General features: G+C 64.5%; 13 protein-coding genes and 1 pseudogene. 2 read left to right on the forward strand and 12 right to left on the reverse strand.

The annotated features are described in order from the left end of the window. Positions 1-21: 21 nt before the first annotated feature. From F6B93_RS01945 to F6B93_RS01970, 6 genes are all read right to left on the reverse strand, one after another. Positions 22-843 carry a hypothetical protein gene (locus tag F6B93_RS01945; protein WP_211697484.1) on the reverse strand — a complete coding sequence of 274 codons (822 nt, stop codon included), beginning with the start codon at positions 841-843 and terminating at the stop codon, positions 22-24. Positions 844-921: 78 nt separating this feature from the next. Further along, positions 922-1,218, reverse strand: a complete 297-nt coding sequence (locus F6B93_RS01950) for a hypothetical protein (protein WP_211697485.1) — start codon at positions 1,216-1,218, stop codon at positions 922-924. A gap of 470 nt (positions 1,219-1,688) precedes the next feature. Further along, the gene (locus F6B93_RS01955) at positions 1,689-2,180 is read right to left on the reverse strand and encodes a hypothetical protein (protein WP_211697486.1); all 492 of its coding nucleotides are present in this window, start codon (positions 2,178-2,180) and stop codon (positions 1,689-1,691) included. Then, positions 2,177-3,400, reverse strand: a complete 1,224-nt coding sequence (locus tag F6B93_RS01960; protein WP_211697487.1) for a hypothetical protein — start codon at positions 3,398-3,400, stop codon at positions 2,177-2,179. Before F6B93_RS01960 ends, F6B93_RS01955 begins: the two co-directional genes overlap by 4 nt. After that, positions 3,401-3,712 (reverse strand): hypothetical protein, encoded by a 312-nt coding sequence (locus tag F6B93_RS01965; RefSeq protein WP_211697488.1) that lies wholly within the window; start codon positions 3,710-3,712, stop codon positions 3,401-3,403. Positions 3,713-3,951: 239 nt separating this feature from the next. Continuing rightward, the gene (locus F6B93_RS01970; protein WP_211697489.1) at positions 3,952-4,431 is read right to left on the reverse strand and encodes an Hsp20/alpha crystallin family protein; all 480 of its coding nucleotides are present in this window, start codon (positions 4,429-4,431) and stop codon (positions 3,952-3,954) included. A 215-nt stretch (positions 4,432-4,646) separates the two neighbouring features. Here F6B93_RS01970 and nirB point away from each other — a divergent pair, with 215 nt between their 5' ends. Further along, on the forward strand, positions 4,647-7,235 hold the full coding sequence (nirB, locus tag F6B93_RS01975) for a nitrite reductase large subunit NirB (RefSeq protein ID WP_211697490.1): 2,589 nt from the start codon (positions 4,647-4,649) through the stop codon (positions 7,233-7,235). A gap of 69 nt (positions 7,236-7,304) precedes the next feature. Further along, positions 7,305-7,661 (forward strand): nitrite reductase small subunit NirD, encoded by a 357-nt coding sequence (gene nirD, locus F6B93_RS01980; RefSeq protein WP_211697491.1) that lies wholly within the window; start codon positions 7,305-7,307, stop codon positions 7,659-7,661. 6 nt (positions 7,662-7,667) lie between these two features. Here the strand turns inward: nirD and F6B93_RS01985 are convergent, their stop codons facing one another. From F6B93_RS01985 to F6B93_RS02010, 6 genes and pseudogenes are all read right to left on the reverse strand, one after another. Continuing rightward, a complete protein-coding gene (locus F6B93_RS01985) occupies positions 7,668-8,123 on the reverse strand; it encodes a TetR/AcrR family transcriptional regulator (protein ID WP_211697492.1) in 456 nt (151 codons plus the stop codon). Positions 8,124-8,154: 31 nt separating this feature from the next. Then, positions 8,155-8,964: a sirohydrochlorin chelatase gene (locus tag F6B93_RS01990; RefSeq protein ID WP_211697493.1), complete on the reverse strand. Its 810-nt coding sequence runs from the start codon at positions 8,962-8,964 to the stop codon at positions 8,155-8,157. After that, on the reverse strand, positions 8,961-10,106 hold the full coding sequence (locus F6B93_RS01995; RefSeq protein WP_211697494.1) for a uroporphyrinogen-III synthase: 1,146 nt from the start codon (positions 10,104-10,106) through the stop codon (positions 8,961-8,963). The genes F6B93_RS01990 and F6B93_RS01995 overlap by 4 nt, the downstream gene beginning before the upstream one ends. Positions 10,107-10,277: 171 nt before the next feature. Further along, on the reverse strand, positions 10,278-10,823 hold the full coding sequence (locus F6B93_RS02000) for a GNAT family N-acetyltransferase (RefSeq protein ID WP_211697495.1): 546 nt from the start codon (positions 10,821-10,823) through the stop codon (positions 10,278-10,280). Positions 10,824-10,832: 9 nt separating this feature from the next. Beyond that, positions 10,833-11,737 (reverse strand): annotated as a pseudogene (locus F6B93_RS02005) (5-oxoprolinase/urea amidolyase family protein). A 49-nt stretch (positions 11,738-11,786) separates the two neighbouring features. Continuing rightward, entirely contained in the window at positions 11,787-12,446 is a 660-nt protein-coding gene (locus tag F6B93_RS02010; RefSeq protein WP_211697497.1) for a 5-oxoprolinase subunit B family protein, read from the reverse strand. Positions 12,447-12,511 lie beyond the last annotated feature (65 nt).

The following is a 12,511-nucleotide window of genomic DNA, read 5'->3' on the forward strand; positions in this document are numbered from 1 at the left end:
TGATGGGGGTGAAGGGCTGTTTCAGCCGATGAATCTGAGGTCCGTGATCGTGCCGCTCGCCACCAGCATGACGTAGAAGTCGGTGAGTGACAGGGAGGCAAGCGTGATCCACGCGAATTGCATGTGCCGGGTATTCAGCTTGCTAACTTGAGTCCAAATCCAGTACCGCACTGGGTGCTTGGAGAAATGCTTGAGCCGACCGCCGGTCACGTGTCGGCAGGAATGACACGAGATCGTGTAGCTCCACAGTAGGATCACGTTGATCGTCAGAATTAGGTTACCCAAACCAAACCCGAACCCCGACGGGGAGCGAAACGCCACTATTGCGTCATACGTGTTGAGTACCGACACGGCCGTCGCAAAATAGAAAAAGTAGCGGTGGCTGTTCTGAATGATCAAGGGAAACCGTGTTTCACCCGTGTAGTGGGCGCGCGGTTCGGGCACAGCACAACTGGTCGGCGACTGCCACACCGACCGGTAGTAGGCCTTGCGGTAGTAGTAGCAGGTGAGCCGGAACCCGAGGAGGAACGGTAATGCCAATGCTCCCAGGGGGATCCACCACGGAAAATGGCCAAGCCAGACGCCCAGGTGGCTCGAGCCCGGCGCGCAGGACGCGCTGATGCACGGCGAGTAGAACGGCGTCAAGTAGTGGTATTTCTCCACCCAGTAGCCGCTGCCCCAAAACGCCCGGGTGGTCGCGTAGACGATGAATGCCAGCAGCCCGAGATTGGTAGTCAGCGGCGCCGACCACCACAGATCGGTGCGCAGAGTGGGCTGCGGGATTTGTGCGCGAGTGGGTGAGAAAACGCCGGTATCAGGACGGTTCGCCGTCGGTGCGCTCATCTAGTTTGATCCTCTTCGAGTGGTATCTGGTCGAAGGGTACACAGATAGAGGGTCCCCATTACGGCGGGGCTTGGTTGTCAGTACCTGCTGTGACCTCCGACACCTTCGTCGTCGACATCGCGCCAGAAATCGCGGTCGTACTCGGTGTCGGGGATCGCGATCTTCTCGCTGGATTGCTGGACGGTGGCCCGCTCCAGGTCCAATTCGGACATGTCGGTGTCGAGCAATTGGATATCAGTGAGGATCCGATCGGCGTCGATGACAATCCGCCGCATCGCGGGATTGTCGCCGTATCGCGACTTGAGCGAGGTCACACACCGCCGCAGGCCGCCGATGAGGTCGTAGAGTTCGGCGAGTTCAGTGGTGGCGGACACGTATGCTCCCTGGGCGGACGGTGTTACGGATCACAATACGCCACCCGATGGTATCCGCGGCGCGAGCCAGATTCCCCGGAAAGCCTCAGAAACCATGGTCGTCATGCGACCCGAACCCAGTCACACCACCTGAGTCCAACGCGCCGCGACGTTGCTGGGGCGGCATCAGCCGGGCAACCCGGTGGTGCTGCCCACGGTGCGGGACGCGTGGTCGGCGCGCTGACCGCCGACGCTGGGTTCGCCGCTCTGACGGTCGGTAGCCGTCCGCTAGCTGATTCGATCGGCAAAGCCGACAGCGAGGGGATGTCGTTCGAGCACGTGCTCGCCTGGGCTACCCGATCACCGCGGCGGTCGATATCCCGGTATCGCTGGACCTGGAATCGGGCTCTGGGGTGCCGGCGCCGCGGCTGATCGAAGGGCTGTTCAGGGTGGGCACTAGCCACACAAGAGCTGCTGAACGAGTACTTACGTCAGGGTTGCGGAAACGGCCATCCGTTCGGGCACATCTGCCTCAGATCGTTGGCAGTGTCATAAATCAAATCCCCTGCCTCGTTCAGGTCTGCCAACTCGCCCGGCTGCCAGCCCACTTCGAAGGGCTGCTGGATTGCGTCACGTTGGAGTTGGGCAAACAGCGCGAACCCGTCCGCCCACTTATTCAAGTCTTGCCTCAATGCTGGCGTCGAAACTGCGTCGGCCCCAGCACGGGCCTTGTCACTCATCACCGACCATCGGTGAAACACCGACGATGGGTCGCGCTCCTCAGAGCCTGTCGTCGCGGTGTTGGCCGCCGCCCTCACCTTCCAGTCTTGTGCGAGCCGTTCAACGATGGCGCAGTCCTCGGCGGGGGGATTGGTATCGGTGTTCTGCCGCACTATCACAACCGTTGCTGCTGCGCCGCAGACAACGAAAACGGTAGCGATCAGCACAAACAACCAAGGTCTTCGGATTGTGGTCATGGTCACGGGCTCGCTACTACCCTGGGTCGATTCGTCGGAAGCTCGTATTGGTCGCCAAATGGGTTCGGTAGGTAGAGGGGCAACCGGGGGTTGTCGACCTGGATTCCGTAGATGTCCTTGATACCAATTGGGTTCCAGTGATTTTGGTCTCTAATCACCGGCATGTAACCTCCGGCACTGTTGTGCGGGACCAAGGCGGTCACGTGCTCGGCCTCGAAGTCGTACCCAACCCAGGTCGCCTGATACCAATTCCCGTCTCGCTGAATCCAGCGGATGTGGTCTGAGGCACCATCGAAGCCCTCGCCCACCAGACGAAACCGATATTCCTCCTGCATAGTCCAGGCCGGCTGCACACCCCATCCATTGGGCGGTGTCGCGACTACGTCCTGTAACCCCGACGTCGGCCCGGTCACCGGGGATTCTGAAAAATCCTTGCGCCATGGTTTTGGCTGGGTAATGGGTCCCGTGGGTGGCCCACCGCCGGGACCGCTCGGGTAGGGGTGGTCGCGGTCGATGTCCCAACGGCCGCCACCGGGGGCAGAATCAGGCGGCGGCGGCGGATCCCACGGATAATGCCACGGCTCGTCCTCGAGCACCCCGGGACCACCGTCGTGTTTGACCGTGTGGTCGACGGGTTGGACCGTGTCGTGTTTGTCGTCGTCGACGATGGTGTCGTCGGGGTTGGGTGCCTCGGGAAAGTTCAGGCTGCCGATGCCGTAGGTGGCGGCGGTGATGTTGGTGGTGAGCTGGTGATCGGTGGCCATTAGGGTACCGAGCCGGTGGCGGATGAAGCTCGCGTGTCCTTGAGCGTGGACTTGCCGCGCCGCCCGGAACTCGGCTGAACCGCCGTAAGAGTGATCAGTCACCGAATACAGTTCGCCGACCTCAAAGCCCTCCGCATGCGCCTCATGCACGGCCTCGAGCACCCCTTGCCTGCAGGCCTGTAACTGCTCGTCTCCACGAATGGCGAGGCTCGCCGCCTCCTGCAATTGATCCGACGCCTTGCGCACCCTGACCAAATCGAGGTAAGCGCGCTCCTGCGCGGCGGCCGCGGCCTGACCCCACCACGGGGTGCCTCCGGGGGTCGAGATCCGCGCGTGGACCTCGGCGAATGCCTGCGCCCAGAGGTTGGCGGTGTGCGTCCAATACTCGGCTGCCTCCCGCAGATACCCGGTGTCTAGAGTCTTCACCTGCGACAACGTCGGTACCGACAGGCTGGCAGGCATTTAGGTCACCGTCGTCGGGGAGAGCGCCCGCAACTGGGCAGCCGAGCGGGCTTCGTTTGCGCTGTAGCCGGTAGCGGCGGAAGCGAGTTCGGTGGCCGTGGCTTGCATGCGCAACGTGCACCGGATGCCTGCGGCAACGACTTCGGCGTGCGCACGAGTGACCGCTGCCGCGTTGCCCAGCGGCGACGATAATCCCGTCGCACTCGGCGCACTATTGCTCGCCAACGCGCCCGCAGCGGACTCACACCAGCCCGCCTCCGAATGCAGGCCGCCCCCGCTGACCCGCAGTTCCGCGGCTGTTCGTGATTCCACTCCCAAAGGCTAGCGGCCAGGACAGAGGACCGCCCGTCACCCGTGGGTGACACGAGGAGCGCCGGCGCGCGACTTGGCACGGCCGGTGCCGACGTCTTGTATCCGGTAGGTACGACCAGAATGTGTTGTGACGCTTGGTGACTGAGCTAGCGCACGCTGACACAGACCAGGGCAGCCCAGACCCAGATACGCCGATCCGGCGGAGCTGACTACCCCGCCGGATCGGTTCCTATAGCGAATTACTTCGTGATCGCGATGCGTTGCGGTTGGGCTGCCGCCGGGTCCTTGTAGGCGTCGGTGACCCGGACGGTCAACACGCCGGCGTCATACGAAGCCGCGATGGCTTCACTTGTGACGTGCTCGGGCAGCTGGAAGGACCTGCGGAACGAGCCGTAGCGGATCTCACGCAGCGCCCGGCCGTCCTTGCCGGCCGCGTCCGGCGCATGCTCGTCGCGGTGTTCGCCCCGGATGACCAGGACGCTGGCTCGGTGGCCGGGTTCCAGTTCGACGGTGACGTCCTTGTCGACGTCGACACCGGGCAATTCCAGCCGGACCACAGCGTTGTCGCCATCCCTGACGATCTCCGCAGCCGGGTTGAATTCGCTGGTGAGAGGCTTGTACCAGTCCGCAGTCGCGGCTGGGCCGAAAAAGTTACGTAGCCAGCGGTCGGTGTCCCAGGCCGGACGCACCGGTCGCGACCAGAGGGTGAGGTTGCTCATGGATAGCTCCTTCTGCTTCGTTGTGTGTTAGCTGTGTCCGGCGCCGTTCAGGCCGGCTACTAGCAGAACATGAGCGGACCACGCTTAAGTTCCACCTGGGCGTTCGCCGCGAGCGAACGCGGTCACACGGGTGTGTGACCAGCGGTGAGGACGACGTCACCGGGGCGTCACATTTGGCGATTCTCATGTAATTTGCCCCTCCTACCCTCAACAACATGTCTTCCGCGGTTAGTTCGCGCGCGCACGCCGCGGCCCGCCACGTCATCGTGGTCGGGCACGGCATGGTGGGCCACCGACTGGTGGAAGCACTGCGCGCCCGCGACACACACGGTTTGTGGCGGGTCACCGTGCTGGCCGAGGAGGCCGACGCCGCCTATGACCGAGTCGGCCTGACCTCCTACACCGAAAGCTGGAATCGCGGCCTGCTGGCCTTGCCCGGCAACGACTACGCCGGCGACGAACGGGTTCGCCTGCTGTTGCGCACGCGGGTCACCGAGATCGACCGTGCGACAAAATCGGTAATCACCTCTGATGGCCAACGGCACAGCTACGACGCGCTGGTGCTGGCCACCGGGTCCTACGCGTTCGTACCTCCAGTGCCCGGACACGATCTGCCGGCCTGCCACGTCTACCGCACCCTGGACGACCTCGATGCCATCCGCGCCGCCGCGCAGCGCACCCTCGACGCAGGTCACACCAAGGCCGGGGTGGTGATCGGAGGTGGACTACTGGGGCTCGAAGCCGCCAATGCGCTGCGCCAGTTCGGGTTGCACACCCACGTCATCGAGATGATGCCGCGATTGATGGCTCAACAGATCGACGAGGGTGGCGGTGCGCTGCTGGCCAGAATGATCGCCGACCTCGGGATCGCGGTGCACGTCGGCACGGGCACTGAATCGATCGAAACCGTGCAGCATTCCGACGGCGCGGAATCGGTACGTGTGCGAGTGCGCGACGGGAACAACGAGAAAAACAATGAGAAAGTCGTCGACGCTGGCGTGGTGGTCTTCGCCGCCGGCATCCGGCCGCGCGATGAGCTGGCGGAGGCCGCGGGCCTCACACGTGGTGAACGCGGCGGTGTTCTTACCGACTTGTCTTGCCGGACAAGCGACCCCGATATCTACGCGGTCGGCGAGGTGGCTGCCATCGAGGGGCGCTGCTACGGCTTGGTCGGGCCTGGCTACACGAGCGCCGAGGTAGTGGTAGACCGACTGCTGGACGGCGCCGCGGAATTTCCGGAAGCTGACCTGTCAACCAAACTCAAACTGCTCGGCGTCGACGTCGCCAGCTTCGGTGACGCGCTGGGGACAACTGCCAACTGCCTCGAGGTCGCCGTCAACGACGCCGTTAATCGCACCTACGCGAAACTGGTTCTCTCCGATGACGCGAAGACCCTGCTCGGCGGCTTGCTGGTGGGTGACGCCTCGTCGTACGGGGTGCTGCGCCCGATGGTGGGCAGCGAACTGCCGGGCGATCCGTTGGAGCTGATCGCTCCCGCCGGTTCCAGCGGCAGCTCCGGCGCGCTGGGAGTCGGGGCGCTGCCGGACTCGGCGCAGATCTGTTCCTGCAACAACGTGACCAAGGGTGCGCTCAAGTGCGCGATCGCTGACGGTTGCAGCGACGTGCCCGCACTGAAGACGTGCACGGCGGCCGGCACCTCGTGCGGATCGTGCGTGCCGCTGCTCAAGCAGCTACTCGAAGCCGAGGGCGTGGCACAGTCCAAAGCGCTGTGTGAACACTTCAGCCAGTCGCGCGCCGAGCTCTTCGAGATCATCTCTGCCACCGAAATCCGGACTTTCTCTGGTCTGCTGGAGCGTTTCGGGCGAGGGAAGGGCTGCGACATTTGCAAGCCGGTGGTCGCCTCGATTCTCGCGTCGACTGGCTCCGACCACATCCTCGACGGTGAACAAGCGTCCCTACAGGACTCCAACGACCATTTTCTGGCCAACATCCAGAAAAACGGCAGCTACTCGGTGGTGCCGCGGGTCCCCGGCGGTGACATCAAGCCGGAACACCTGATTCTTATCGGCGAGATCGCCCAGGATTTCGGGCTCTACACCAAGATCACTGGCGGACAACGGATCGACCTGTTCGGCGCTCGCGTGGATCAACTGCCGCTGATCTGGAAGCGGCTGGTCGAGGGTGGCATGGAATCAGGCCACGCGTACGGCAAGGCGGTGCGCACCGTGAAGAGCTGTGTTGGCAGCGACTGGTGCCGCTACGGGCAGCAGGACTCGGTGCAATTGGCCATCGATCTGGAGTTGCGCTATCGAGGGCTGCGGGCACCGCACAAGTTGAAGCTCGGTGTCTCGGGTTGCGCTCGGGAGTGCGCCGAGGCGCGCAGCAAAGATGTGGGCGTCATCGCCACCGACCAGGGCTGGAACCTCTATGTCGGCGGCAATGGTGGTATGACCCCCCGGCATGCCCAGCTGCTGGCGGCCGATCTGGACACCGAGACGTTGGTCCGCTACATCGACCGGTTCCTGATGTATTACATCCGGACGGCTGACCGGTTGCAGCGCACCGCGCCGTGGGTCGAATCGATTGACGGCGGGCTTGATCATGTGCGCGAGGTCGTGTGTGCCGACTCACTGGGTCTGGCCAGTGAATTCGAGGCCGCGATGGAACGCCATGTGCAGAACTACAAGTGCGAATGGAAGGGCGTCCTGGACGATCCGGAGAAGATGTCGCGGTTTGTCTCCTTCGTCAACGCACCGGACGAGGTCGACTCGATGGTGACGTTCACCGAGCGGTCCGGACGCAAAGTTCCGGTGCCCATTGGTATTCCACGGGTCCGGCCATGAACAGCCGCAGCCAAGCAGGTCCGGGCGTGGCCAGAATCGCCAAGCAACGCAATTGAGTAGGGAGGGACTATGACACTTCTCAACGACATTCAGGTATGGATCACGGCTTGTGACTATGACTACCTTATTCCGGGTCGTGGTGTCGCTGTCCTGCTCGACGACGGTACTCAGGCGGCATTGTTCCGGTTGGACGACGGGTCGGTGCGCGCCGTGGGAAACGTTGACCCCTTTTCCGGCGCAGCGGTCTTGTCACGCGGGATCGTCGGCGACCGCGGAGGTCGTGCCACGGTCCAGTCACCGATCCTGAAGCAGGCTTTCGCGCTCGACGACGGTTGTTGCCTCGACGATCCACAGGTGTCGGTGCCGGTGTACGCGACGCGGGTCACGCCCGACGGTCGCATTCAGGTCGCGCGGGTGGCCGCCTAGCGCCAGCTATTCCCGCCGGATATCTCCGACGAGGTAGCGCTGCATTGTCGGGCCGATGGCGTCGACGAGCATATCCACCGACATGGAGTGCAGCGGTTCCGAGCGCACTCCATAACGCATGATGCCCAGGCCGACGAGCTGAGAGGCGCACAACGACGCCCGGATGGCGATCTCGTCGGCACCCAGCATCTTGAGCACCGGGTTGAACACCGGCCCGATGAACATGCCCTGCACGATTTCGGCGGTCTTGGCCAGTCCGGTGGACGCGATGGCGCTTGCGGCAAAGGGGCCGCCGCCGGCCGCATCCCATGTGGTGATCAGCAGGTACAGTGTGCGCCGACCGACCTGGTTGATGCTTCCGGTGACGATTCTGTCGACGAACTCGGGTGTGCTGAAAGGCAGGCGCAACATCTTCGCCACCGGGTCGAAGAGCCCCCACGATGGCTCTTCGCGACGGGACATGGTGTCAGGATCACCTGAATGTGATCAAAGATCAAGCGTCGTAGCCCTCGGCGCGGCTGACCGTCAAAGCATTGCGCTCCACGCCATTCGGCGGACGCTGCAACCGCTGATCGACGGACTGGCACGGCATGACGCTGCGAAATCGGCCTGCAATCAGCCGTGCCAAACCGGGATGGGTGCCAAGCGGTTGCGTAGCAACATCGGCCCCACAGGTGCGCAGCCGTTGTTGAAACAGACCATCGGCCAACAGGTAGGAGGCGACGACAACGCGGTGCGAACGCGCGCGGCTGGTGCTGGCCCGCGCCTGCTCGCGTGCCATTCTTACCGCGGTGCGCACATCCGGATCGCCGGTGGCCGCGTAACCCAGGTACACCGGTGACCCCGTCAGTTCGGACAGGAGCGCCCGGGTGGTGTGCAGGTCGGCACGCGCCGTGCGATCCGAGGTGCCCGCTGCCGCAAGCACCACTGAATCGCCTGGACACCAACCAGATTCCACCAGCCGCTGGAAGACGATCCCGGTGATCTCCGGGCCTGGCCCTAATGCCGGAGTGACGGTCACATTCGGGTGACCGCTGGCGAGGATGTGGGCGGGCAGATCGCTGCGCACGTGATACCCGCGAGACAGGAAGGCGGGCACCACGACCACGGCGTCGGTCGCGGCCCGAGACCCGGACTGCGAGGAAAGATTCGAGAGCACTTCACTGGGTGAGGGACCCAATACGTCGACAAAGGCAACCTGCACGGCGTGACCGACGAGCGCACCCACTTCGGCGGCGAGGTCACCTATCATCGCCACACCGGATGCCCTGCGGGTTCCGTGGGCTGTCAGGAGCAGATTCATGGGCTACCGGTTTGGCCGTCGATGTCGAGCCGGTAGCCACGTTTGACTACCGTCGCCACGATGTTCTTGTCGCCGAGAGCCGTTCGTAGCCGGAGCACGGCCGTATCCACGGCGTGCGTGTCGTCGCCGGCGCCAGGGAGCACGCGCAGCAACTCGTTGCGCGCTACAACGTCGCCGGGCCGATGTACCAGTGCGCGCAGAATTGCCATTCCGGATGGCGAGATCTGCTTCACCGAATCATCCACCAGCACGGAGGTGCCGCGGATCTCGATCACGTGGCCTGCCGCCTTGAAGGTGCATGATCCCAGCAGCGGTAGCTCTTCGGCGATGTGTCGGGCCAGAGCTCCCAATCGCATCCGCTCGGGCGCTGACGTCGGGACGCCCTTGCGGATCAGCGGTCGGGCGGTCACCGGGCCTACGCACATCGCATGCACGTCGGTGCGCAGTGCGTGCAGTAGCTGGTCTTCGATATCCAGTTCGCGACCGCGCTCGAGCACCGCGGCGGCGGCCGGCGCGGATGTGAAGCTGACGGCATCGAACTGTCGGCGAGCGATTCCCGTGACCAGCTGATCGAACACCCCGCCCGGTGGGGCTGGCTTCCACCGATAGACCCGGATAGGCACGACCTCTGCACCAGCAAAACGTAAGCCCCCGAGGAATTCCGGAAACGGGTCCCAGCTATCGGCGGCACCGTGCAACTGGACGGCGATGCGCGCACCGGACACGCCAGATTCCAGCAGGTATTCCAGCACTTCCTGAGAGGATTCGGATTCCGGGGACCACTCCTCGAACAGGCCAGCGGCACGCAGCGCGCCGGTCGCTTTCGGCCCGCGAGACACGATACGACCCGCTGACAGCGCCGCGACGAGCTCGTTGACTATCCCCCACCCCTCAGCCGCGGCCAACCAGCCGCGGAAACCGATACCGGTGTGCGCGACCAAGATGTCAGGAGGATCAGCGATCAACGCTTCGGTGTGGCCGTGCAGTTCGTCGTCGTCGGGCAGCGCGATCATCTTGATGGCCGGGGCATTGCAGACTTCGGCGCCCTGGCGGCGCAGCAGAGCGCACAGCTCTTCGGCGCGGCGCGCCGACGTCACTGCAATCCGGTAACCGGTCAGCGGCGCAGACTTATTCTGGGCCATACGAAGTGTCTAAGCCTGTGAGGTTTCCGCCGCGTTACCGGTCAATTGCTGACGCATTGCCCCCAGCCACGGTGGCTCGGACCGCGCGTGGTCAATCCGGGATCCGGCCCGCCGGGGGGTCGCCGTCGCCGCGATCGCTGCCTTCGACCACGACCGCGATACCCCAGTTCGCTACCAGGCATCTCCCGCGCGCCAGTCGCACATCAGCTCCGCGGAGGTGTCCACCGTGACGTCGACCGGCAACACAAAGACCGTTCCGTCATCGTCGGGGGTGCGGGTGGGACCCGACGGCGCCAGTACCGACGTGGGGCCGAGCCAGGGCAACCAGCCACGCGACGCGTACAACCTACGGGCCCGCTGCGACGAGCTCAGTGCACCGAGTTGGTAGGCTCCCCGGACTACCTGCTCCACGCCGTCCAGGAGGGCTCGTACCAAACCCTGGCCGCGCCAATCCTCGCGCACGGCAACACCTTCGAGGTATCCGCACCGCAACGCGTCACCCTCGTAGATCAGTCGGCGCTGGACCACCGCGGCGTGTGCGATGATCGCGCCGTGATGCCAGATCAGGGCGTGCATTCCGCCCAAAGCATGCTCCCAGTCGCTCTCGCCGAAGTCGCCAGCGAAGGCTTCGGTGAGCATCCGGCTGATGCCCCGCAGTGCCCCGCTGTCGAGGTTTGACGTGTGGACCAGGCGGGCGGTGGGTACCTGGCTGTGCACAAGCCCTGTCTACCAGGCTTGAGTTACGGCCGGGCGGCACCCAGCGGAGACCGTGCCCGTGCCCAGTGCAGTCGCACGTACTGGCCGGGTCGCACCTGGGCGACTTTGTCGATGTCTTCGTCGGCCACGACGCCAACGACCGGGTAGCCACCGGTAATGGGGTGATCGGGCCCGAGGATCACCGGTAACCCGTTGGGCGGCACTTGGATCGCGCCCCGGGTGACGCCTTCGCTGGGCAGTTGCCGGTCCGGGGTGCGGTACTTCATGGGGCGGCCTTCCAGCCGCGTCCCCACCCGGTCGCTGCGGTTGGAGGCCATCCAGATCGTGTGTACCAGGGCGTCGGGATCGACGAACCAGTCCTGGCGCGGCCCCGGCACCACCATAAGGTCCACTAGATGTTCATCGAACGCGGCAACTGGAGCCTGATCGAGTTCCGGATAGTTGTCCGTGTGCTCGCCGACCGGAAGCACGTCTCCGGCCTGCAGCGGCGACGGCCCGATTGCGGACATCACGTCATAGCTGCGCGACCCCAGCACCGGTGTCACGCTAATGCCGCCACGGACCGCCAGATACGTTCTCAGGCCGGCGTGCGGGGTACCCAGCGAGATCAGTTGACCGTCGCGAACATGATGAATGCTGTTGGTACCAAACATTATTCCGTCTACGGTCGGGTCGGTGTCGGCGCCTGTGACCGCAATGTCCACATCGCCGCCGCGAACCCGCGCCGAGAAACCACCGAACGTTACCTCGACGGTGGCGCGATCGTCGGGATTGGCGACCAGCCGGTTCGCCAGCGTGTGTGAGCGTCGGTCGGCGGCCCCGGAGCGGCTGACCCCAAGGTGGGCCAACCCCGCCCGCCCAAGGTCTTCAACGACCGCCAGTGGTCCGCTGCGCAGGATTTCCAGGGTTGTCACGGCTCCTCCTTCAGCGTGTGGCTATTAGGGCTAGTGGGCTCTATTAGGCTTAAGCGGCCCGGAACTGGACCCACGTGCCCCGCGTGAGGAGCGCCGGTTCGGGCCGGTCGAGATCCCACAGGACCGCGTCGGTGTGGCCGATAATCTGCCACCCGCCGGGAGACTGGCCTGGATAGACTGCGCTGAATTCGCTGGCGAGGGCTACCGAGCCGGCAGGCACCGCAGTTCGCGGCTCGGCGCGCCGTGGAACGCGCAGGCGCGGGTCGCCGTCGATGAGATAGGCAAAGCCCGGTGCGAAACCGTTGAACCCCACCCGCCACGGGGTGGCTGTGTGCGCGTTGATGACCTGCGCGGTGGTAAGGCCGGTGTGGTGGGCGACGTCGGCGAGATCCGGCCCGTCGTAGATGACGTCAATGACCACTTCGCGGCGATGATTGACCTCAGCGGGCACCGCCATGTCCGCAGTGACCCGCAACCTGCGCAACCGCTGGCGAGTGACCCCTTGCCAGCGTGGTCCGGCGAGTTTCAGGAGCACAGTTGCCGCAGCCGGAACAATGTCGACGACACCGGGCAGTGCCGCCTCCCGCACCGCGTCCGTCCAGGCCAAAACGTCACCCGTGGTGTTGCATTGCAGCAGCAGCGCCTGGTCGCCGTAGTCGAGCACGGTGGCTGCCACCGATGCCTCCTGTGAGATGTCCATCACGCTCATACCTCGAAATTAGCGCCGGAAACCCGGGTCCGGCGAGGGATTTTCGAGCACTGCCAGAGGTGCCT

Origin of the sequence: Mycobacterium spongiae, from assembly GCF_018278905.1 — a bacterium.
In the GTDB taxonomy this organism is placed as follows: domain Bacteria; phylum Actinomycetota; class Actinomycetes; order Mycobacteriales; family Mycobacteriaceae; genus Mycobacterium; species Mycobacterium spongiae.

Coding starts and splice junctions, on each gene's coding strand:
- F6B93_RS01945 (WP_211697484.1), bottom strand. CDS start 843: ATGAGCGCACCGACGGCGAACCGTCCTGATACCGGCGTTTTCTCACCC.
- F6B93_RS01960 (WP_211697487.1), bottom strand. CDS start 3,400: ATGCCTGCCAGCCTGTCGGTACCGACGTTGTCGCAGGTGAAGACTCTA.
- F6B93_RS01970 (WP_211697489.1), bottom strand. CDS start 4,431: ATGAGCAACCTCACCCTCTGGTCGCGACCGGTGCGTCCGGCCTGGGAC.
- nirB (WP_211697490.1), top strand. CDS start 4,647: ATGTCTTCCGCGGTTAGTTCGCGCGCGCACGCCGCGGCCCGCCACGTC.
- nirD (WP_211697491.1), top strand. CDS start 7,305: ATGACACTTCTCAACGACATTCAGGTATGGATCACGGCTTGTGACTAT.
- F6B93_RS01985 (WP_211697492.1), bottom strand. CDS start 8,123: ATGTCCCGTCGCGAAGAGCCATCGTGGGGGCTCTTCGACCCGGTGGCG.
- F6B93_RS01990 (WP_211697493.1), bottom strand. CDS start 8,964: ATGAATCTGCTCCTGACAGCCCACGGAACCCGCAGGGCATCCGGTGTG.
- F6B93_RS01995 (WP_211697494.1), bottom strand. CDS start 10,106: ATGGCCCAGAATAAGTCTGCGCCGCTGACCGGTTACCGGATTGCAGTG.
- F6B93_RS02010 (WP_211697497.1), bottom strand. CDS start 12,446: ATGAGCGTGATGGACATCTCACAGGAGGCATCGGTGGCAGCCACCGTG.